Here is a 21,457-nt window from a genome sequence, read left to right as displayed (position 1 = left end):
TTCGGGTACTAGCTCGGGTAGGGGAGCAGGCTGGAGGCGATCCGCTCCCAGGCCGCCTTCAGCTCGGCCAGCAACTCCGGCCGGTCGGGCGCCAGATCGGCCTGCTCGCGCACGTCGGCGCCGAGGTCGAAGAGATGGTCGTCGCCGTCGGAGTCCTGGTAGTACTTCCAATCGCCGCGCCGCAGCGCCCGGTTGGCCCGCACCCGCCAGAACAGGTCGCGCTCGGGCAGCTCCTCGCCCTTCAGCAGATAGCCCGCGAAGCTCGTGCCGTCCAGCGGGTACGCCGGGTCGGGCCGGGCGCCGGCCAGCTCCAGGAAGGTCGCGGTCCAGTCGGGCGAGAAGTTCGGCTCGTGGCTGACCTGGTTGCCGTCGATCCGGTGCGGCCAGCGCACGATGGTCGGCACCCGGATGCCGCCTTCCTGGAGCACGAACTTCTCGCCGCTGAGCGGCCAGAGGTACGACCAGCGTTCGCCGCCGTTGTCGCTGGCGAAGTACACCAGCGTGTTCTCCTCCTGTCCGGACCGGCGCAGCGCGGCGAGCACCTCGCCCACGGCCGCGTCGAGGCTCTGCACCATCTCCGTGTACTTGGCGACCGACCCGCCGTCGTAGTGGTTGAGCGCGTTGGAGACCTCCGCCTGATTCTTCGCGGCCCGGATCCTCGCCGCGATCTCGGCGCCGGTCTCCTCGTCGCCCTCCGCGAGCCAAGGCCAGTGCGGGGTGGTGAAGTTGAGGTTCAGCAGCCACGGCCGGGTGTGCCCGCGACCGACGTACTCCACGGCCCGCTCGGTCAGCACCTCCGTGTAGTAGCGCAGGTCCTTGTAGGTCGCGTCGCCCTCGTACAGGTCGTAGTCGCCGAGCTGCCCCAGCTTGGAGAAGTACTCCAGGACACCTCCGTGGTTGCCGAAGAACTCGCCCCAACCCGACTTCGTGGGGCTGTAGTCGGGCAGCCAGCCGCAGTGCCACTTGCCGATGAGGGCGGTGGAGTAGCCGGCCTTCTTCAACAGCGAGGCCAGGGTGGGGTGGTGGGGGTCCAGGCCCTGTGTCCTGTTGGCGATCGGCTCGGCCAGGCCGCCCGGCGTACGGCCCGGATAGCGCCCGGTGTACAGGCTGAACCGGGTCGGTGAGCAGGTAGCGGAGCCGGAGTAGGCGTCCGTGAACCGCACCCCCTGCCGGGCCAGCCGGTCCAGGTTCGGCGTCTTGATGTGCGGGGCGCCGTAGGAGGAGAGGTCGGCCCAGCCCAGGTCGTCGCCGAGGATGACCAGGAGGTTGGGGCGCTTGCCGGAGGCGGTGCCGGTGCGGGCCTTGAAGGGCCGTTCGGCGGGGGAGGCGGACGCGGCGGCGGGGGTGGCCGTGGTGGCGACGGCGGTCACGGCGCCGCCGCCGACGAGACCACCGAAGGCACGGCGGGATATCTCTGGCATGAGATTCAGTTGATCAACGGCCCCGGTCCCACAGCCAGGCATCCGACGGGGATTTCACGGACCTGAAACGTCGCCCCGGTCACCCGACAGCCACCCCTCAGCCGTCGCTCAACCCACCCTCAGCAACAACACAGCCCTCGCCGGCACCGTGATCGCCGCCCCCGCCCGGTGCACCACCCCCGGTGCCTCCTGCTGCTCCTCCTTCGACGTGTCGACGACCACCTCGTACCGCTCCGCCCACGGCGACCCCGGCAGTACGAAGCTCACCGGCCGGTCCCCGGCGTGCAGGACGGCGAGGAAGCTGTCGTCGATGATGGGGTCGCCGCGCTCGTCGCGGCCGGGGATGTCCCGCCCGGAGAGGTACATGCCGAGCGTCGCGGCGGGCGCGTACCAGTCCCGTTCCGTCATCTCCGCGCCGCGGGCCGTGAACCAGGCCAGGTCCCGCAGGCCGTCCACGCCGTGGGCGCGGCCGGAGAAGAACGCGCGGCGGCGCAGCACCGGATGCCGGTGGCGCAGTGCGATCAGCCGGGCGGTGAGGTCGGACAGGGCCCGCCAGCCTGGCTCGGCCAACAGGCTCCAGTCGACCCAGCTGATCTCGTTGTCCTGGCAGTACGCGTTGTTGTTGCCCCGCTGTGTGCGCCCCAGTTCGTCGCCCGCGACCAGCATCGGCACGCCCGTCGACAGCAGCAGCGTGGTCAGCAGGTTGCGCAACTGCCGTCGCCGCAGCGCCAGTACGCGCTCGTCGTCGCTCTCGCCCTCGGTGCCGCAGTTCCAGGACCGGTTGTCGTCGGTGCCGTCCCGGTTGTTCTCGCCGTTGGCCTCGTTGTGCTTGCGCTCGTAGGAGACCAGGTCCCGCAGGGTGAAACCGTCGTGCGCGGTCACGAAGTTGACCGAGGCGTAGGGCCGGCGGCCACCCCACGCGTACAGGTCGCTGGAGCCCGACAGGCGGTAGCCCAGATCTCGTACGTCCGGCAGCGCGCCGCGCCAGAAGTCCCGTACGGCGTTGCGGTAACGGTCGTTCCACTCCGTCCACAGCGGAGGGAACGCGCCCACCTGGTAGCCGCCGGACCCCACGTCCCACGGCTCGGCGATCAGCTTCACCCGCCGCAGCACCGGGTCCTGCCCGATGACCGCGAGGAACGGGGACAACATGTCGACGTCGTGCATCGAGCGGGCCAGTGCCGCCGCGAGGTCGAAACGGAAGCCGTCCACGCCCATCTCGGTCACCCAGTAGCGCAGCGAGTCGGTGATCAGGCGCAGGACGTGCGGCTGGACGACGTGCAGGGTGTTGCCGCAGCCGGTGTAGTCGGCGTAGCGGCGGGCGTCGGACTGGAGGTGGTAGTAGCCGCGGTTGTCGATGCCCTTGAGGGAGAGGGTCGGGCCGTGTTCGCCCGCCTCGGCCGTGTGGTTGTAGACGACGTCGAGGATGACCTCGATGCCGGCCGCGTGCAGTGCGCGGACCATCCGCTTGAACTCGCCGACCTGCTGTCCCGTCGTACCGGAGGCCGCGTACCCGGCGTGCGGGGCGAAATAGCCGATGGAGTTGTAGCCCCAGTAGTTCTTCAGGCCGCGCCGCAGCAGGTGGTCCTCGTGCGCGAACTGGTGCACCGGCAGCAGCTCCACCGCCGTCACGCCCAGCTTCACCAGGTGCTCGATCGCCGCCGGGTGCGCCAACCCGGCGTAGGTGCCGCGCAGTTCCTCCGGAATCTCCGGGTGCAGGGCGGTGAAGCCGCGTACGTGCAGTTCGTAGATGACGGAGTCGGCCCACGGGGTCTTGGGGCGGCGGTCGTCCTCCCACTCGTCGTCGTCGTGGACGACGACGCCCTTGGGGACGAACGGCGCCGAGTCGCGGTCGTCGCGGACGGTGTCGGCGACCTGCTGCTGCGGCCAGTCGCGGACATGCCCGTACACCTCGGGCGGCAGGCCGAAGTCGCCGTCCACCGCGCGGGCGTACGGGTCGAGAAGGAGCTTCGCCGGGTTCCAGCGGCCGCCGGTCCACGGGTCCCAGCGGCCGTGCACCCGATAGCCGTAGCGCTGTCCCGGCAGCACACCCGGCACGAAGCCGTGCCAGATCTCGTGCGTCAGCTCGGTCAGCCGGGCCCGTGTCTCCTTGCCCCGCTCGTCGAACAGACACAGCTCGACGGCCTCCGCCCCGCCCGCCCACAGCGCGAAGTTGGTGCCCGCCACCCCGTCGGTGCCCACGCGGTAGCGGGCTCCCAACGGCATCGGCGCACCGGGCCGCACGGGCACGCCCGGCGTCCTGCGCCGGGACCCGTTCACCACGGCGGCCGGAGCGGTGAGCTCCGCTGCCACCGCCTCCTGCTCGGCTGCGCTGGACACCTGTCAGCCTCCCACGGCTCGTGGGACGACGGGGAAAGGGGCGTCCGGCGTCCCGGCCGGGTGCGCCCTTTCCCGTCGTCCTCCCCACTGTTCTGCCCAGAGCTTGCGTCGCACTCACGTTTCCCTTGGCGACCCCTGTCGTTGTCACGCCGTGAGGCACGTACACGGGCGCGCACGGCGCGCGGGGGCCGCGCTGGCCGCCCTACTGACCTGGGCAGGACTGCTGGCCGGAGCCGCCGGCTGCTCCTCGGACCCCGACGGCGGCATCGACATCGGCGGGGCCTTCGGCAAGGCACCCGCCCCGGAGGACGTCATCCGCATCTCCCCGGACGACGCGAGCAAGGGCGTACCGCCCGAGGAGACCCTTCGCGTACGGGTGCCCAGCGGGCGCCTGGAGTCGGTGCGGGTCGTCAAGGCGCAGGACGCGCAGGAGTCGGAGGTCGCCGGGCACATCTCCGACGACGGCCTGCGCTGGGAACCCGACGAACCCAGGCTCGCGCTGGCCGCCAAGTACACGGTCGACGCGGTCGCCCTGGACGGCCACGGCCGCCGCTCGGCCCGGCACACCACCTTCACCACGTACGTCCCCGACGAGCGCTTCATCGGGTACGTCACCCCCGAGAACCGCTCCGTCGTCGGCACCGGCATGATCGTCTCCCTGGAGTTCAACCGGGAGATCGACAACCGTGCCGCGGTCGAGCGCGCCGTCCACGTCACCTCCCGCCCGGCCACCGAGATCCGCCCGCACTGGTTCGGCAAGGACCGCCTCGACTTCCGCCCCGAGAAGTACTGGAGGCCCGGCACCCGGGTCACCGTCTCCCTGCGGCTGCGCGACGTCGAGGGCGCGAGCGGGGTCTACGGACTCCAGTACAGGACGTTCTCCTTCACCGTCGGCCGCAGCCAGGTCTCGCTGGTCGACGCGGCCCGGCACACCATGCAGGTGCGGCGGGACGGCGAGCTGCTGGCCACCGTGCCCATCACTGCCGGGGCACCCAAGACCACCACCTACAACGGCAAAATGGTGGTGACCGAGATGCTCGACGTGACCCGCATGAACAGCCGCACCGTCGGCTTCGGCGGCGAGTACGACATCCCCGACGTCCCGCACGCCATGCGCCTGACCGACTCCGGCACCTTCCTGCACGGCAACTACTGGGCGCCGAACGCTCCCGGACGCGTCAACGTCAGCCACGGATGCGTGGGGCTCAGGGACGTCAAGGGCGGCGGATCCGACACCCCCGCAGGCTGGTTCTTCGACCGCAGCCTGATCGGGGACGTCGTCGAGGTCGTGCACAGCAACGACAAAAGGGTCGCTCCCGACAACGGGCTCGGAGGGTGGAACATGGGTTGGAAGGAGTGGAAAGCGGGCAGTGCGCTCAAGTGACCCGGTGAGGGGGGCGGGTCGGGGAGTGGGCCGGGGGAGCGGACGAAGGTCGATGTTGCTACTGAACGGTGACCTTCGGCTCACAACTTCCCCAAAACCTTGCGGTTAATATGCGCCAATGTGCGCGTCGAACGCGCCGGGGTGCGGGCCTGACCAGGCCCGGCGAGGGGAGAACGAGTTGAACGTGCGGCCGATATCGGGGGCGTCGGTTGACGCACGCGGACGTGGGAGCAGAAAACTGCCGGCGCTGGTTCTTGGAGTGCTGCTGGTGACTCTCACCGCGTGTGGAGGGGGTGGCTCGGACTCCGGTTCGGGGTCGTCGGGGGACAGCAAGGGCAAGGACGCGGCGAGCACCGCGGAGACGAAGCAGTCGGAGGCGGTCGTCGCGATCGCCCCGAAGGACGGCGCGAAGTCCGTCGACACCAGTGGCGCTCTCAAAATCAGCGCCAGCAAGGGCACGTTGACGCAGGTCGAGGTCAAGGACGCCAAGGGCACCGCGATATCCGGGAAGATCGCCGCCGGCGGGGCGAGCTGGACGCCGTCCACCCACCTGGCCGCGGCCACCAAGTACACGGTGCACGCGGTCGCCAAGGACGCCAAGGGCCGCGTCGCCGCGGAGGACTCCAGCTTCACCACGCTGACGCCGGCGAACACCTTCATCGGCAACTTCACTCCCGAGGACGGCTCCACCGTCGGCGTCGGGATGCCGTTCTCGATCCGCTTCACCCGGGGCATCACCAACCCGGACGACGTGAAGAAGGCGATCAGCATCACGACCGAGCCGGCCGTCGACGTCGAGGGCCACTGGTTCGGCAACGACCGCCTCGACTTCCGCCCGGAGAAGTACTGGAAGTCCGGCACCAAGGTCACCGTCAAGCTCTCCCTCGACGGCGTCGAGGGCCGGTCGGGCGTCTACGGCAAGCAGTCCAAGACGGTGAAGTTCACCATCGGCCGCAACCAGGTCTCCGTCGTGGACGCCAAGAAGCACACGATGAAGGTCACGCGGGACGGCAAGACCATCAAGACCATCCCGGTCACCACCGGCAAGCCCGGCTACGACACCTGGAACGGCCAGATGGTCATGAGCCAGAAGCTCGAAGTGACCCGGATGAACGGCGAGACGGTCGGCTACGGCGGCGAGTACGACATCAAGGACGTCCCGCACGCCACCCGGCTGACCGACTCCGGCACCTTCGTCCACGGCAACTACTGGGGCGGCGGCGCCTTCGGCAACTACAACGCCAGCCACGGCTGCATCGGCCTCCAGGACGTCAAGGGCGGTTACAGCAAGACCGTGCCGGCCGCGTGGTTCTTCAACCACTCGATCCTCGGTGACGTCGTGGTCGTGAAGAACTCCAACGACGCGACCGTGGCGCCCGACAACGGGCTCAACGGCTGGAACATGTCGTGGGCGAAGTGGACGTCGTAGCGGTCCGCTAGATGTACGGGCCCGGTGCTGTGACCCACGGCACCGGGCCCGATGTCGTCCGCCCCTTTAACCTGCCAGCATGACCGTGAATCTCGAAGTCGCCGAGGGCGTCGGCACGATCCGTCTCGACCGCCCGCCGATGAACGCGCTGGACGTCGCCACACAGGACCGGCTCAAGGAACTGGCCGAGGAGGCGACCCGGCGCGAGGACGTACGGGCCGTGGTGATCTACGGCGGGGAGAAGGTGTTCGCGGCCGGGGCGGACATCAAGGAGATGCAGAACATGGACCACACCGGGATGATCCTGCGGGCGCGCGCGCTCCAGGACTCGTTCACGGCGGTGGCCCGGATCCCCAAGCCGGTGGTCGCGGCCGTGACGGGATACGCGCTGGGCGGCGGCTGCGAGCTCGCGCTCTGCGCGGACTTCCGGATCTGCGCCGACGACGCCAAGCTCGGCCAGCCCGAGATCCTGCTCGGACTGATCCCGGGCGCGGGCGGCACCCAGCGGCTCGCCCGGCTGATCGGCCCGTCCAAGGCGAAGGACCTGATCTTCACGGGCCGGATGGTCAAGGCGGACGAGGCGTTGACGCTGGGTCTGGTGGACCGGGTGGTGCCGGCCGGCGAGGTGTACTCCGCCACGCACACGTGGGCGGCGAAGCTGGCGCAGGGCCCCGCGCTCGCGCTGCGTGCCGCGAAGGAGTCGATCGACACGGGCCTGGAGACGGACATCGAGACCGGGCTCGCGGTCGAACGGAACTGGTTCGCGGGCCTGTTCGCCACGGAGGACCGGGAGCGGGGGATGCGGAGCTTCGTGGAGGAGGGTCCCGGCAAGGCGAAGTTCCTCTGAAGCCCTTGCAATTGACGCGGTGTCTGATTCGGGTCCCTCGATGGGGCGGATTATGGGAGCCTTAATCCAACCTTAAATCTGTCGTGTCGAGGGAGTCCGTCGATTGCCTCCAGCAGAGCCTTCACCGCAGCTCAGGCAGGCTGTCAGAACACCCGAACTGCCTCTGACATATGCCGAACGCGCCAATCGGAACGATGGATTCCGGGGGGCGTATTCCAGTGGAACGGCCCCGGAGGGCGCGCTCGGCGGCCATGATGGGGGCATGGCGGGGCTGGAGGGCATGGAACAGCCGCGGGGAAACGGCCGTGCGACCGCGGCGCGTTGGTCGCCCGCGGTCGAGGACGAACGGGCGCTGAAGGCGCTGGAGTTGTTCGGAAACCCGACCGAGGCCGAGGTCCCCCTGCCGTCCCGCCCCGAGTCCGCCGCGACGGCGCGCCGCCTGGCCCAGGTGGTCGTCCTGCGCCAATGGGGCCTCACCCCCAAACTGACGGAGGACGCGGTCCTCCTGGTCTCCGAACTCGTCGGCAACGCCGTCCGCCACACCGGCGCCCGGGTCTTCGGCCTCCGCATGCGCCGCCGCCGAGGCTGGATCCGCATCGAGATCCGCGACCCCTCCCGAGGCCTGCCCTGCCTGATGCCGGTCCAGGAGACGGACATCAGCGGCCGAGGCCTGTTCCTGGTCGACAAACTCTCCGACCGCTGGGGCGTCGACCTCCTGCCACGCGGCAAGACGACATGGTTCGAGATGAGGGTGGCGGACCGTTAATCCAGGGGCGACCCGCAAAGGGTGCCAATCGGGTAAATGGGCGGTTTTCTTCTCCCGTCCGCCTTAAATGGTCCGGTGACCCCGACCAACCGCCGGACGGCACTACGCCTCCTCGCCGCAGGCGCGTTCACCACGGGCTGTGCCGCGACCGGAGCCGTCGCCCACCCCGCCTCCACCTCCACGCACGCCAAGCCCACCCACGCCCCCACCCCCCGCCACTACCCAGGCCTCCCCGCCCAGCTCACCCACGGCCCCCGCACCCACCCCCGCGTCGCCCTCACCTTCCACGGCCAGGGCGACCCCGCCATCGCCCACAGCCTCCTCACCGAGGCCGAACGCCACGGCGCCCACGTCACCGTCCTGGCCGTCGGCACCTGGCTGGACGCCCACCCGGACCTCGCCCGCCGCATCCTCGACGGCGGCCACGACCTCGGCAACCACACCCAGCGCCACCTCGACATCAACGCCATGTCGGAGGCCGACGCCCTCGCCGAGATCACCGCCTGCGCCGACCGCCTGAGGCGCCTGACGGGATCGATCGGCACCTGGTTCCGCCCCTCCCGCGCACCCCGCGCCTCGCCCCAGGTCACCCGCCTCGCCGCCCGCGCCGGCTACCCGCACGTCCTGTCCTACGACGTCGACTCCCTCGACTACACGCGGCCCGGCGCAGCCGCCGTCACCCGCCAGGTCCTCGGCGAGGTCCGCGCCGGCTCCGTGGTGAGCCTGCACTTCGGCTACCCGGACACGGTCGCCGCCCTCCCCGCCGTACTGGAAGCACTCGACCGCCGCGGCCTGTCCGCGGTGACCACGACGGAGCTGTTCAGCTGATGCACCGCACCCCGAACTCCGGAACCCCGATCGCCCGCGCCCCGATCACCCGAACCCACCTCACCCGTGCCCTTCTCCTGGGCGCCGCGCTCGCCGCCCTCGCCGCCTGCGGCACCGGGACCCGCGGTCACGAGAACGAGGCCCTCGGCACCCAAGCCGCCGTCCCGCCCGCCAAGGCGGCGAAGAAGGCCCTCGTCCAGGGACTGCCCGGCATGCCACCGGTCCTCGACCCGAAGGACGTCTACGCGGCCGACCGCCCGAACAAGCTCTCCCCGGTGGTCAAGGACTTCCCGCCCCGCGTCTACGTCCCCAACACCAACTCCAACACCGTCTCGGTCATCGACCCGAAGACGTACAAGGTGATCGAGACCATCCCGGTCGGCGCCCAGCCCCAACACGTCGTGCCCTCCTGGGACTTGAAGACCCTGTGGGTCAACAACGACCGGGGCAACACCCTCACCCCCATCGACCCGAAAACCGGCAAGGCGGGCAGGACGGTCGACGTGCACGACCCGTACAACCTCTACTTCACGCCCAACGGCGAGTACGCCGTCGTCATGGCCTCCCTCGACCGCGAACTCGTCTTCCGCGACGCGCACACCATGAAGCGCATGAAGACCGTCCCGGTCAGCTGCTACGGCGTCAACCACGCCGACTTCTCCCCGGACGGCCGCTACTTCATCGTCTCCTGCGAGTTCAGCGGCGAACTGCTCAAGGTCGACACCGAGAAGATGAAGGTCGTCGGACAGCAGAAGCTCCCGTACGACGGCGCGATGCCCCAGGACGTCAAGATCTCGCCCGACGGCAAGAAGTTCTACATCGCCGACATGATGGCGGACGGCGTGTGGGTCCTGGACGGCGAGAAGTTCGGCAGACCGTCCTTCCTGCGCACCGGCAAGGGCTGCCACGGCCTCTACGTCAGCCGGGACTCGCGCGAGATGTACATCTCCAACCGCGGCGAAGGCACCATCTCCGTCTTCGACTTCACCAAGGACAAGCTCACCAAGAAGTGGCACCTGCCCGACGGCGGCAGCCCCGACATGGGCGGCGTCTCGGCCGACGGCAAAGTCCTGTGGCTGTCGGGCCGTTACAACTCCGAGGTGTACGCCGTCGACACCCGTACCGGCGCCCAACTGGCCCGCGTCAAGGTCGGCAGCGGCCCGCACGGCCTCGCCGTCTACCCGCAGCCGGGCCGCTACTCGCTCGGCCACACCGGCATCTTCCGCTGAGAAACGGTCAGTCGGTGCGGCCCGGCAGCAACAGCGCCTCCGCGCCGACCGGCACATAGCCCGCCGCCAGGAACGCCCGCGTGCTGCGGGCGTTCCCCGGTGCGACCTGCGCCCACAGCGGCTCCGTGACCAGATGGCGGGCGGCGGTCACCAACAGCCGCCCCAGCCCCCGGTGTCGTACCGCGTCGTCCACCTCCACCGAGACCTCAAGGCGGCCGGCGATCCCGCGCCCCATCACGAGCACCCCGCCCTCCGCCGTCCACGCGCGCACGTCGTCGCGACGGCCGCGGGCGTACACGATGCGCGGATGGTCGCCGTCGGTGATCTCCGTCAACGGGAGCGGCGGTCCGCCGGGCAGCGGGGAGCCGACCAGCATCGCGTCGATGGTCTCGGCCGTCCGGCCCGTCCGCTCCAGGAAGGCGGTCAGGAAGCGCGGGTTCATGGGTGCAGCCAGGGCGTCGCAGTCCACGGCGGCCAGTGTGTCGTGGACCCATCGCGGGTCCTCGTCCGTGAAGACCACCGCGTGCGCGGTGAAGGCGAGCACACCCGCGTCCCGGTCCGAGGCCTGGGGCACGACCGTCGTACCGCCGTCCGCGGGCGGGAAGACACCACGGGCCGCCGAGTCGAGAATGTCCCGCAACGTCTCCATCACCGCGCTCCTTGAGTCTCCACCCACTGGAAGGCCCAGACTCCCAGACATGATCGATGACGGCACCGGACTTCTCACCATCGGAGAACTGGCCAGGTCCACCGGGCTGACCGTGCGCACCATCCGCTACTGGTCGGACGAGGGCGTGCTCACCCCGGTGACCCGCTCCGCCGGCGGCTACCGGCTCTACGACGCCGAGAGCGTCGCCCGTCTCGAACTGGTCCGCACGCTGCGCGAGTTGGGCCTCGGCCTGGACGACGTGCGCAAGGTGCTGGCCGGTGAGACGACGGTCGCGGAGGTGGCCGCCGCCCATGTGGTGGCGCTGGACGCGCAGATCCGTTCACTGAGGGTGACCAGGGCGGTGCTGTCGACCGTGGCGCGACGCGGCTCGACCGCGGAGGAGATGACGCTCATGCACAAGCTGGCACGGCTGTCGGCGGCCGAACGCAGGCGGATCATGGAGGAGTTCGTGGACGAGTTGTTCCACGGGCTCGACACGGTGGATCCGTGCATCAAGGAGCGCATGCGTTCCATCGCGGTGGACCTGCCGGACGACCCGACCCCCGAACAGGTGGACGCCTGGGTGGAGTTGGCGGAGATGGTGCAGGACCCGGAGTTCCGGGCGCAGATGCGCAGGACGATGGAGTTCAATGCCTCGGACCAGGCCCGCAGCGCCCACCCCGGGCGGTCCACGTGGTTCCCGATGCGGCTGCTGCAGCTCGGCGCGGACGCCCGCAGGCGGGGAATCGCACCGGAGTCGCCGGAGGCGGAGGAGATCGTGCGGGAGGTGCTGGGGGAGGGCGGCGACCCGGCTGCCGTACTGGAACGGATGGTGTCGGCGTCCAACGACCGGCTCGCCCGGTACCGGGAGTTGCTGTCCACGGTGAAGGGCGGGACGCCCGCGGCGGCGCACCGGGAGGAGTTCGCGTGGGTGGTCGCCGCACTGCGGGCTCGCGCGGCCGGTTAATCTGGCCTGCGTCAACAAGCAGTAGTGCGTTACGAAGGGGCGGATCCGGTGGCGGACATCGAGGAAGCACGCAAGCATTTCCAGCGGATCGACACGGACGGTGACGGGTTCATCACCGCCGCCGAGTTCAAGACCGCCCTCGCTCAGGGAGGTGACTGGAACGTCACCGAGTCGGTCGCCGAGGTGATCATCAAGAGCCGGGACCTGAACGGCGACAAGGTCCTGTCCTTCGACGAGTTCTGGGCGCACCTGAACAAGTGACCCGAGCGCGTGACCTGAGCGCGTGACCTGAACGAGGGGGCCGGTCCGGCTGCGGACCGGCCCCCTCGTCATGGGCCGCCGTCACCCGTTCGCCGCAGCCGGTGGAATAGCCCCGGGACCTCCGGAGTTGATGCGACCCAGGCGAATGCATGTGCATCGACTCCGGAAGGGTCTGTCATGAAGATCGGCATCATCGGCGCGGGCAACATCGGCGGCAACCTCACCCGACGGCTGACCGCCCTCGGTCACGACGTCTCCGTGGCCAACTCCCGTGGCCCCCAGACCCTCACGGCGCTGGCCGAGGAGACCGGCGCGACCCCGGTCCCCGTCGAGGAGGCCGCCCGCGGCGCCGAGATCGTCGTGGTCACGATCCCGCTCAAGGGCGTACCGAAGCTGCCGTCCGGGGTGCTGGACGGGGCGGCCGACGGGCTCGCCGTCATCGACACCGGCAACTACTACCCCGGCCGCGACGGCCGGATCGCGGAGATCGAGGACGAGGGCCTGACCGAGAGCCGCTGGACGGAACGCCAGGTCGGCGGCCCCGTCGTCAAGGCATTCAACGGCACCTACGCCGCCGACATCCTGGACCGGCACCGCCCGGCCGGCGACCCCGACCGCCTCGCGCTCCCGGTCGCGGGCGACGACGAGGCGGCCAAGGCGAAGGTGCGGGCGCTCATCGACGAACTCGGCTTCGACACCGTCGACACGGGCGGCCTCGACGACTCCTGGCGCCAGCAGCCGGGCACCCCGGTCTACGGCCTGCGCGGAGGCGTCGAGGCGGTCACCAAGGCACTGACCGACGCGAGCCCGGAACGCCCGTCCGACTTCCGGAGCTGAGCGGCGACGGTCAGCCGACCTTCGTCCACGCCTTCAGCGCGGCCTTGTCGGCGAAGTCGGCCACGTCCTTGTCGTGCGGGTCGCTGGTGTACTGGTGGAAGCGCCACTTGGCCTTGATACGGGGCTTGCCGGCGGTGACGTAGTCCGCGATCCAGAGACCGTCACCGGCGTACGAGGTGGTGTCGACGTTCAACCAGAAGTCGCGGTTGCAGTAGAGGACGACCCGGTTGTGGGGCCGCAGTGCCTTCACCTTGCGGATGAAACTGTCCTTCTCGGCATTGCTCGCGTGGGTGCCCTCGCCGTTGCGCTCCCAGTCGACGGCGAGGATGTCGCCCGCCTTCTCGGGGGCGTGCTTGACGAAGTACTCGGCCTGGGCTGTGAGGTTGCCGGGCCACAGGAAGTGGTAGAAGCCGGCGACCAGGCCCGCGTCACGGGCGTGCGCGGTCTGGGCGGAGAGCCTCGGGTTGACGTAACTGCGGCCTTCCGTCGCCTTGATGAAGGCGAACGAGAGACCGTCCGTGTCGTAGGTGGAGGACTGGTACGCGCTGACATCTATGCCGCGGAGCATGTGGGGGCTCCCTGAAGTGTGAATGGGGGGACGGAAGTTGATGATGCCCCACAGACCGGGCCGCCGCTATGCAGATCCGTTATATCGACAGCTTCGTGCGGTGCGGGCTGGTGCCCGGGGCGGTGCGCCCGGTCGAATGGGTGGGCAGTCGTACGCCCGTCGACGTCGTGGTCCCCTGGCCCGAGGAGTCCGCTCCGCCATGACCTCCACCCAAGCGACCGCCCTGCTGACCGGTCTGGCCGTCGTCGTCATCGCGGCAGGTCTGCTGGGGCAGTTGGCCCGCAGATTCGGCCAGCCTCCGGTGATCGGCGAGATCCTGGCCGGCATCCTCCTCGGCCCGACCCTGTTCGGCGGCGCCCTGACCCACGCGCTGCTGCCCGCCGACATCAGGCCGTTCCTGACCGCGCTGGCCGATGTCGGGGTCGCCGTCTTCATGTTCCTGGTCGGCCTCGAGTTCGACCGCACCCTGGTCCGCGGCACCGGCCGGATCGCCGCCTCGGTCTCGCTGGCCTCGCTCCTGCTGCCGTGCGGCCTGGGCATGGCACTCGGCGCCTACCTGCTGCACAGCCATCCGACCGACAACCGCACCGGGTTCGTCCTCTTCATGGGCGTCGCCATGTCCATCACCGCGTTCCCGGTGCTTGCCCGGATCCTCACCGACCGGGACCTGCACCGCACCCCGCTCGGCGCACTCGCCCTGTGCTGCGCCGCCGTCGCCGACGTACTGGCCTGGTCGCTGCTCGCCGTGGTGGTGGCCGTCGTCGCTCCCGGCGGTCACCCCGAGCGGACGCTGCTCTTCCTGCCGTATCTGCTGCTGATGCTCTATCCCGTACGACGGCTGCTGGGACGGCTGTTGGCCCGGCCGGCGGTGGCCGCGCAGCCGACCGCGGTGCTGCTCGCCACGGTGTTCGCCGGGCTGCTGCTGTCCGGGGCGGCCACCGAGTGGATGGGGCTGCACTTCATCTTCGGCGCGTTCCTCTTCGGGTCCGTCGTCCCGCGCGAGGGCTCGGAGCGGCTGCGCGCCGACCTGCACGAGCGGGTCGGTCTGGTCAACAACGTGCTGCTGCTCCCGGTCTTCTTCCTGGTCGCCGGTCTCCAGGTGGACCTGTCCGGGCTAGGCTGGTCCGACCTCGGCCAACTGGGGCTGATCCTGCTGGTGGCGACAGGCGGCAAGCTCGTCGGCGCGTACGCGGGCGCCTTCGCCGTGGGCCTCGACCGCCGTATCTCCTCCGCCCTGGCCGTGCTCATGAACACGCGCGGTCTGACCGAACTGATCATCCTCAGCGTGGGACGCCAACTCGGCATCCTGGACGAGCGGTTGTACTCGCTGATGGTGGTGATGGCCCTGCTGACCACCGCGATGACCGGACCCCTGCTGGAGGCCGTCTATCCGCGCCGGCTCGCCCTGCGCGCGACCGCGGACGACATGACCCGAAAGCGCCGGGAGCTCTGGTCCCGGCCGGCGTGATCCTCGGTCCTGTGCCGTGTGGCATTGCTGCGTGCCACGTGTGACCGAAAAGCCACCGGTTGTGTCCATCGTGTGCCGGTGAAATCCCGGCGATCGGGCAGGCGTCAACGCACACCCATGGAAACCGACGGACGCCATCGGACCAATGGACGCCAACGGACACCACGTGTCATCAGGAATATCGAGGGATGTATCGGTGGGGAATCGCAGTGACGAATCGGTGAGGAAACGCGGCGAGGAAGCGGAGGGGGGACGCACTGAGGCAGAGGACCGCACTGAAGGAGAGAAGCGCACTGAAGAAGGGGGACGCACTGAAGCAGGGGGACGCACTGAAGCAGGGGGACGTGCTGACGAAGGGGGGCCCGAGCCGAAGCGCAAAGTGCTCGACCTGACCGCCGTGCAGGTGGCGGCGAGCGCGCTCGCGACCGTGGTGGGCGCGTTCCTGGCGTCCCTGCTGGGGGTGGCCGGGACGATCATCGGCGCGGCCGTGGTCAGTGCCAGCGCCACCACCGGCGCGGCCGTCTTCCAGCACGCCTTCCGGCGGACGGGGGAGGAGATCCGTAACCGGGTGCCGCTGGTGGGCGGGCCGAGAACGCCGACGGAGGAGCGGGCGCAGGCCCGCGCGGACGCCCGGGCGGCGTTCGCCTTACCGCCGTCCGTCGCCGCCTCGGGCGGCGACGGGGGCCCGTCCTTCGCGACTTCCGGGGGCGAGACGGTCACCACCTATCGAGGCGGCTCCCGGCGCTCCGCCGTCGGCGGGAAGAACTTCGCCTGGCGGAACTTCGGCTGGAAGAAGTACGTCCTGGCGACGGGCCTGGTGTTCGCGCTGGCGATGGTCACCGTGACCGCGGTGGAGCTCATCGCGGGCAAGCCGGTGTCGGCCGTGGTCAAGAACGAGCCGGGCAGGGGCACGTCGATGGGCGGCGGCTCGGCCGGCGACTCCCACCCCGCGACCAGGCCGAGCCTCACCCCGGGCACGTCCAGCGGTACGACCCCGCAGCCCGGCCGCTCGGCCGCGCCGGACACCAGCGCGACACCGGAGACCGGGTCGGGCTCCGATTCCGGTTCCGGCTCGGGTTCCGGTTCCAGCCAGGGCTCAAGCCCGGAGTCCAGCCCCACCCCCGAGACGCCGGCATCGTCCGTGCCGTCCGGCGGTGCCCTGAACAGTTCCGACGTGACCGCCCCGTGAGGCCGGATCCGGGGCGATGGTCGCCGCCTTCGGGGGTACCGGGAATATCAGGAGCGTCGCGACCGGCGGGACCGCCGGGACCGTCGCTGCAGCCGTGAGCACCCGCCGTGCCGGCGGCGTGAGGGCCGTCGGGACCATGAAGGCCGCGGATGACGACCGGAGATCGAGGTGGATGTCGTGCAGCGCACAGCCATGCTTCCCAAGGGCTGGTGGGGGTCGCGGGCCGAGCCCTCGACGGCGGACGAGCCGCCGGGCCGGGACGTCGACATGGCCTGCGGCATGGTGATGGCGCTGGCCCCCTGCGGCCGCGTACCGGCCAGGAACCTGCTGCTGGACGTCGCGCGGCAGTGCAACACCGATCTGCAGGACGTGGCCACGGCCCTGATCGCCGCCTGGGAGGGCGAGCCGCTCCCGCGGCTGATGCGGCGGGGCCTGCGGCGCGCACTTCGACGGCTCTACGCGGAGAACCGAGGGTGTGAGCGGGTACCCGAGGAGGAACCGTCCGGAAGGGGAACACCATGATTCACGCAGCCGAGGTCCGGGAGTGGCGCGACCGCGCTGTCGTGGACGAGGAGTCGCACAAGATCGGCGTGCTGGAGGCCGTGTACGTGAACACCAGGACCGACGAACCGGCCATGGCGACGGTACGGATCGGTCTGCCCACCCGGCACCGGCTGGTCTTCGTCCCGCTGGCCGACGCGACGGTCGGGCCGGACTACGTCCGGGTCGGCTACGCGCGGGCGCTGGTGAAGCAGGCCCCGTCGATCGGCATCGACGACGTCCTGCCCGCCGAGGAGGAGGAAGCGATCTTCAAGCACTACGGCCTGCCCTACCAGCCCGGCGCGGCCGGCGAACGCCAACTGGCGCGCCGCTGAGGGGAGTCGGCGGGGCGCGTCGTGTCGTCGCCGCGACGCCCGCCGACGCGGTCCGCGAGGTACTGCGCCTGGCCGGCCACCGCGAGCATGTCCGCTGGGACGGCGGCTTCGTCGTCGACTCCGGCCAGGACGGTGAACCGTACGGGGTGTCCCGTCTGCGAGGCCGACGAGCCGGACGAGCCCGGCGAACGCCCGGTTCGCCCGAAGTCCTCGGCCCCGCCGTGGAGTTGAGCCGCTGGACGGAGGCCCTGAGGGCCGCCGGGTACCGGGTGACCGTCGATCCCTTCGACGAGGACGTGGTGCGCGTCCACCGCTGAGACGTCAGGTCGGCCATTCCGGTTCGGAGACCGTCGCGTCGAGCGCGTCGAGCAGGACTTGGGCGGGTTGGGACGCGGGCGGTTTGCCGTGGACCGCGGCGACGACCTGTCTGCGCATGCCGGCGATCCGGTCGAGTCTGACCCCGGGGTGCCGGTTGGCGAGCAGGGTGAGGCCGGGCAGCAGGCTCACGCCGAGACCGGCCGCGACGAGCGCCTGCACGGCGACGTAGTCATCGGTCTCGAACTCGACGACCGGCGTGAATCCGGCCCGCCCGCAGGACGCGACGAGATGCTCGCGGCAGCGCTCGCACCCCGCGATCCAGCGGGTCTCCGCGTACGTGGCCAGCTCCGCGCGGGGCCCGTCCCAGGAGCGGTCGGCCGGCGTGACCATGTACAACGGCTCTTCGAGCAGCGGTGTCATGGTCGTGTCGCGGCGGTCGCGCGCGGGCGGGTCGCCGTGCTCGAAGATCAGCGCCACGTCGACGTCGTTGTTGCGCAGGGCGCTGAGCGCGTCCGGCGGTTCGGCCTCGCACAGGATGAGCTCGACACCGGGATGCGCGGCGGAGATGCGGGCCGCCGCGAGCGGCACCAGGGTGGCCAGCGCCGAGGGGAAGGCGGCCAGCCGGACCCGGCCGGTGCGCAGTCCGGCCAGTTCGTCCAGTTCCGCGTGCACCGACTCGACCTGCGCGAGGATCGACTCGGCGCGCTCCACAAGGAGCCGGCCGGCGTCGGTGAGCCGGATACCGCGCCCCATCCGCTGCAACAGCGGGACGCCGACCTCGGCTTCCAGCTTGGCGAGTTGATGGCTGACCGACGGCTGGGCGTAGTGCAGCGACTCCGCGGCCGCCGTGATCGAACCCTCACGGGCGACGGCGACCAGCACACGCAGCCGACTCAGGTCGATCATGCGCGAATGATAGCCCGCGTCGATGAAAGCCTCGAAAACACGCATTGGACCGTTACCGGGGCCGCTGCGAGGGTGAATCGATAGTTGGTGCGAGTGAGTTCGACCGCACCCCTCTTGCACGTATCCCGTCCCGTACGTATCCCGTCCCGTACGTATCCCGTCCTGCACGTACCCGGACGTTTCCGTATGTATCCCTGTCGGTGATCTCACCTCTCACGCGTGCCCGGTTCCGGGCGCGGAAGCGGAAGGAGACGCTGTATGACCACTGTTGTGAATCCACCGTCGCGTTCGATGTCGGTGGGCGACCGCGCGGCACGGACCCTGGCGAACGCCACCAAGACCGTCCCGCAGATGACGTCCATCACGCCTCGCTGGCTGGTGCACCTGATGTCCTGGGTGCCGGTCGAGGCCGGTATCTACCGGGTGAACAAGGTCGTTCATCCCGAGTCGGTACGGATCGAGTGCGACAACTACGACGAGTCTCCGCTGCCCGACACCTTCGTCGACTACTCGCCGGAGCCCCGCGAGTACCGGCTCAAGGCCGTCCAGACGGTCCTCGACCTGCACACCCGGATCGCCGACCTGTACTCCAGCCCGCACAACCAGACCGCACAGCAGTTGCGGCTGACCATCGAGGCGGTGAAGGAGCACCAGGAGGGCGAGCTGATCAACAGCCCGGACTACGGGATGCTGGCCAGCGTCGCGGACGGGCAGCGGATCTCCACGATGGCCGGGCCGCCGACCCCGGACGACCTGGACGCCCTCATCACCAAGGTGTGGAAGCAGCCCGCCTTCTTCCTCACCCACCCGGAGGGCATCGCCGCGTTCGGCCGGGAGTGCACCCGGCGCGGTGTGCCGCCGGCCACGGTCAGCATGTTCGGCTCGCAGTTCATCACCTGGCGCGGACTTCCGATCATCCCCTCGGACAAGGTCCCGCTGGAGAACGGCAAAACCAAGTTCCTGTTGCTGCGCACCGGTGAGTCGCGCCAGGGCGTGGTGGGACTCTTCCAGCCCGGACTCTCGGGAGAGCAGGGGATGGGTCTCTCGGTCCGCTTCATGCAGATCGACCGCAGCGCCATCGCCTCCTATCTGATCTCCCTGTACTGCTCGCTCGCGGTGCTCACCGAGGACGCGCTCGCGGTGCTCGACGACGTCGAGGTCGACAAGTTCCATGACTACGCCCCGAGTTACCGGTAGCCATGACTACGCCCTCACCCACCGACAACGGATCCGCCCCGGCGTGGCTGCCTGACGAGGAGACGCTGAGCCGGCTGGCCGGTGAGTTCTTCCGGGCACTGCCCGGGCAGCCGACGGACGGCGGCGCCGACATGGGAACGGACGTGGGTACGCACATGGAGCCCCCGGTTCCCGACGGCCACCCGACCCCGGCGCCGGTCCTCGAGGGGCACCCACAACGGCAGCCGGTCCAGCCGGTCCAGCCGGAATGGCCGACGCCGACCGGTCTGCCGATCCAGTCGGAGTGGCCCGCGCCCACCGGCCTGCCCGCCGCGGACCCGCCCCCTCCCGCGCCCACCGCCGGAATGAGCCCGCCCTCAGGGCCGCCCCCGACCAGCGCTCCGGCCACGTTCGCGGCGAGCGCGCCCGGCCTCGCCGGACCCACCCCAGAGGTGCCGGCCCCACCGGTGACCCCCGGTTCCGCCGGGCCGTACTACTTCCTCACCGAGGCACCCGGCTTCCCCGCCCAGCCGCCGGAGCTGCCCGGCTTCGGGCACCTGGGGCTGCCGCCCCTCCCGCCCCTCTTCGAGTCCGGGCCGGCGACGGCCACGACAACGCCGTACTACTTCCTCCGGGAACCCGGCGCACCGGGCGTGCCCGACGTACCCGGCGCCCCCGAGGGGCTGCCGCTCGACCCGCACCCGGCGTTCGACGTGCACGCCGTGCGGCGGGACTTCCCGATCCTGTCCGAACTGGTCAACGGGCGTCCGCTGATCTGGCTGGACAACGCGGCGACCACGCAGAAACCGCAGGCGGTGATCGACCGGCTGGCCGAGTTCTACTCGCGCGAGAACTCCAACATCCACCGCGCGGCACACGAGTTGGCGGCCCGCGCGACGGACGCGTACGAGGGCGCGAGGAACACCGTCGCGCGGTTCGTCGGGGCGGGTTCCGCCGAGGAGATCGTGTTCGTGCGGGGCACCACCGAGGCGATCAATCTGGTCGCCAAGGCGTGGGGGCCCAGGAACCTCCGCGCGGGCGACGAGATCGTGCTCTCCCACCTGGAGCACCACGCCAACATCGTGCCCTGGCAGATGATCGCGCAGCAGACCGGTGCGGTGATCAGGGTGATCCCGGTCGACGACGACGGGCAGGTGCTGCTCGACGAGTACTCCGCGCTGCTGTCCGACCGCACCAAGCTGGTCGCGGTCACCCAGCTCTCCAACGCACTCGGCACCGTCGTACCCGTCGAGCAGATCATCGCGACCGCGCACCGGGCCGGCGCGCGCGTCCTGGTCGACGCGGCGCAGTCCGTCCCGCACCTGCCGATCGACGTCTCGGCGCTGGACGCGGACTTCCTGGTGTTCTCCGGGCACAAACTGTTCGGACCGACCGGGATCGGCGTGCTCTACGCCAAGCGCGAGGTCCTTGAGGACATGCCTCCGTGGGAGGGCGGCGGCAACATGATCACCGACGTCACGTTCGAGAAGTCCAGCTACCAGCCGCCGCCGGGCCGCTTCGAGGCCGGCACCGGCAACATCGCCGACGCGGTGGGCCTTGCCGCGGCCATCGACTACGTCGAGCGCATCGGCCTGCCGAACATCGCCGCCCACGAGCACACCCTGCTCGAACACGCCACCGAGGGCCTGCGCGGGGTACCCGGACTCCGGCTGATCGGCACGGCCCCGAACAAGGCGAGCATCGCGTCCTTCGTCCTGGACGGCTACGAGCCCGCCGAGGTCGGCACCGCCCTCAACGAGGAGGGAATCGCGGTGCGTTCGGGCCACCACTGCGCGCAGCCGATCCTGCGCCGGTACGGCCTGGAGGCCACGGTCCGCCCGTCGTTCGCCTTCTACAACACGCACGAGGAGGTGGACACGCTGATCACGGTGGTCCACCGGCTGGCGGGTCGACGCGGCGGTCACCACCGCTAGCCCGAGCGCGCCACCGGATCGCTTCACCTGCACGCCGCTGCCCGGACGGGATCCCGTTCGGGCAG

At 70.4% G+C, this 21,457-nt stretch carries 21 protein-coding genes; 15 read left to right on the top strand and 6 right to left on the bottom strand.

The window, feature by feature from the left end; all coding sequences use genetic code 11:
* Positions 1-8 precede the first annotated feature (8 nt).
* On the bottom strand, positions 9-1,421 hold the full coding sequence (locus ACIQI8_RS18720) for a sulfatase (protein WP_402351404.1): 1,413 nt from the start codon (positions 1,419-1,421) through the stop codon (positions 9-11).
* 108 nt (positions 1,422-1,529) lie between these two features.
* The gene (gene glgX, locus ACIQI8_RS18715) at positions 1,530-3,761 is read right to left on the bottom strand and encodes a glycogen debranching protein GlgX (protein WP_402351401.1); all 2,232 of its coding nucleotides are present in this window, start codon (positions 3,759-3,761) and stop codon (positions 1,530-1,532) included.
* Positions 3,762-3,912: 151 nt separating this feature from the next.
* Here glgX and ACIQI8_RS18710 point away from each other — a divergent pair, with 151 nt between their 5' ends.
* From ACIQI8_RS18710 to ACIQI8_RS18685, 6 genes are all read left to right on the top strand, one after another.
* The gene (locus tag ACIQI8_RS18710; protein ID WP_402351396.1) at positions 3,913-5,145 is read left to right on the top strand and encodes an Ig-like domain-containing protein; all 1,233 of its coding nucleotides are present in this window, start codon (positions 3,913-3,915) and stop codon (positions 5,143-5,145) included.
* A 178-nt stretch (positions 5,146-5,323) separates the two neighbouring features.
* Complete coding sequence (locus tag ACIQI8_RS18705; RefSeq protein WP_402351393.1) at positions 5,324-6,574, top strand: Ig-like domain-containing protein; 1,251 nt, start codon at positions 5,324-5,326, stop codon at positions 6,572-6,574.
* A 79-nt stretch (positions 6,575-6,653) separates the two neighbouring features.
* A complete protein-coding gene (locus ACIQI8_RS18700; protein WP_402351390.1) occupies positions 6,654-7,421 on the top strand; it encodes an enoyl-CoA hydratase/isomerase family protein in 768 nt (255 codons plus the stop codon).
* A gap of 262 nt (positions 7,422-7,683) precedes the next feature.
* Positions 7,684-8,187 carry an ATP-binding protein gene (locus ACIQI8_RS18695; RefSeq protein ID WP_123997630.1) on the top strand — a complete coding sequence of 168 codons (504 nt, stop codon included), beginning with the start codon at positions 7,684-7,686 and terminating at the stop codon, positions 8,185-8,187.
* Between the two features lie 75 nt (positions 8,188-8,262).
* On the top strand, positions 8,263-9,015 hold the full coding sequence (locus tag ACIQI8_RS18690) for a polysaccharide deacetylase family protein (protein ID WP_402351387.1): 753 nt from the start codon (positions 8,263-8,265) through the stop codon (positions 9,013-9,015).
* On the top strand, positions 9,015-10,244 hold the full coding sequence (locus ACIQI8_RS18685; protein ID WP_402351384.1) for a hypothetical protein: 1,230 nt from the start codon (positions 9,015-9,017) through the stop codon (positions 10,242-10,244). Before ACIQI8_RS18690 ends, ACIQI8_RS18685 begins: the two co-directional genes overlap by 1 nt.
* Positions 10,245-10,251: 7 nt before the next feature.
* Here ACIQI8_RS18685 and ACIQI8_RS18680 read toward each other — a convergent pair whose 3' ends face one another.
* Positions 10,252-10,893 carry a GNAT family N-acetyltransferase gene (locus ACIQI8_RS18680; RefSeq protein ID WP_402351381.1) on the bottom strand — a complete coding sequence of 214 codons (642 nt, stop codon included), beginning with the start codon at positions 10,891-10,893 and terminating at the stop codon, positions 10,252-10,254.
* A gap of 49 nt (positions 10,894-10,942) precedes the next feature.
* Between ACIQI8_RS18680 and ACIQI8_RS18675 the strand changes: the two genes are divergently transcribed.
* The 3 genes from ACIQI8_RS18675 (at position 10,943) to ACIQI8_RS18665 (ending at position 12,958) form a co-directional block, all read left to right on the top strand.
* On the top strand, positions 10,943-11,860 hold the full coding sequence (locus ACIQI8_RS18675) for a MerR family transcriptional regulator (protein WP_402351378.1): 918 nt from the start codon (positions 10,943-10,945) through the stop codon (positions 11,858-11,860).
* A gap of 48 nt (positions 11,861-11,908) precedes the next feature.
* Entirely contained in the window at positions 11,909-12,121 is a 213-nt protein-coding gene (locus tag ACIQI8_RS18670) for an EF-hand domain-containing protein (RefSeq protein WP_123997625.1), read from the top strand.
* Positions 12,122-12,298: 177 nt separating this feature from the next.
* The gene (locus ACIQI8_RS18665; protein WP_402351374.1) at positions 12,299-12,958 is read left to right on the top strand and encodes an NADPH-dependent F420 reductase; all 660 of its coding nucleotides are present in this window, start codon (positions 12,299-12,301) and stop codon (positions 12,956-12,958) included.
* Positions 12,959-12,968: 10 nt separating this feature from the next.
* On the opposite strand, the gene ACIQI8_RS18660 is transcribed toward ACIQI8_RS18665, so the two are convergent.
* On the bottom strand, positions 12,969-13,526 hold the full coding sequence (locus ACIQI8_RS18660) for a glycoside hydrolase family 25 protein (protein WP_402351371.1): 558 nt from the start codon (positions 13,524-13,526) through the stop codon (positions 12,969-12,971).
* Between the two features lie 199 nt (positions 13,527-13,725).
* On the opposite strand from ACIQI8_RS18660, the gene ACIQI8_RS18655 reads away from it, so the two are divergent.
* The 4 genes from ACIQI8_RS18655 (at position 13,726) to ACIQI8_RS18640 (ending at position 17,058) form a co-directional block, all read left to right on the top strand.
* Complete coding sequence (locus ACIQI8_RS18655) at positions 13,726-14,994, top strand: cation:proton antiporter (protein ID WP_402351368.1); 1,269 nt, start codon at positions 13,726-13,728, stop codon at positions 14,992-14,994.
* 379 nt (positions 14,995-15,373) lie between these two features.
* Positions 15,374-16,183, top strand: coding sequence for a hypothetical protein (locus ACIQI8_RS18650; protein WP_402351365.1), 810 nt, complete (start codon positions 15,374-15,376; stop codon positions 16,181-16,183).
* Positions 16,184-16,360: 177 nt separating this feature from the next.
* Positions 16,361-16,705, top strand: a complete 345-nt coding sequence (locus ACIQI8_RS18645) for an ANTAR domain-containing protein (RefSeq protein ID WP_402351363.1) — start codon at positions 16,361-16,363, stop codon at positions 16,703-16,705.
* Positions 16,702-17,058, top strand: coding sequence for a PRC-barrel domain-containing protein (locus tag ACIQI8_RS18640; protein ID WP_402351360.1), 357 nt, complete (start codon positions 16,702-16,704; stop codon positions 17,056-17,058). The genes ACIQI8_RS18645 and ACIQI8_RS18640 overlap by 4 nt, the downstream gene beginning before the upstream one ends.
* On the opposite strand, the gene ACIQI8_RS18635 is transcribed toward ACIQI8_RS18640, so the two are convergent.
* Together ACIQI8_RS18635 and ACIQI8_RS18630 are read right to left on the bottom strand one after the other, a co-directional pair.
* The gene (locus tag ACIQI8_RS18635) at positions 17,013-17,369 is read right to left on the bottom strand and encodes a hypothetical protein (RefSeq protein WP_402351357.1); all 357 of its coding nucleotides are present in this window, start codon (positions 17,367-17,369) and stop codon (positions 17,013-17,015) included. The genes ACIQI8_RS18640 and ACIQI8_RS18635 overlap by 46 nt on opposite strands.
* Positions 17,370-17,379: 10 nt before the next feature.
* Entirely contained in the window at positions 17,380-18,282 is a 903-nt protein-coding gene (locus ACIQI8_RS18630; RefSeq protein WP_402351354.1) for a LysR family transcriptional regulator, read from the bottom strand.
* 258 nt (positions 18,283-18,540) lie between these two features.
* On the opposite strand from ACIQI8_RS18630, the gene ACIQI8_RS18625 reads away from it, so the two are divergent.
* Together ACIQI8_RS18625 and ACIQI8_RS18620 are read left to right on the top strand one after the other, a co-directional pair.
* Complete coding sequence (locus ACIQI8_RS18625; RefSeq protein ID WP_402351351.1) at positions 18,541-19,479, top strand: family 2A encapsulin nanocompartment shell protein; 939 nt, start codon at positions 18,541-18,543, stop codon at positions 19,477-19,479.
* A gap of 2 nt (positions 19,480-19,481) precedes the next feature.
* The gene (locus tag ACIQI8_RS18620; protein ID WP_402351348.1) at positions 19,482-21,392 is read left to right on the top strand and encodes a family 2A encapsulin nanocompartment cargo protein cysteine desulfurase; all 1,911 of its coding nucleotides are present in this window, start codon (positions 19,482-19,484) and stop codon (positions 21,390-21,392) included.
* The last annotated feature ends 65 nt before the right edge of the window (positions 21,393-21,457 follow it).

Source organism: Streptomyces sp. NPDC092369 (assembly GCF_044755245.1).
In the GTDB taxonomy this organism is placed as follows: domain Bacteria; phylum Actinomycetota; class Actinomycetes; order Streptomycetales; family Streptomycetaceae; genus Streptomyces.
This window is presented reverse-complemented; position numbering and strand designations above follow the sequence as displayed.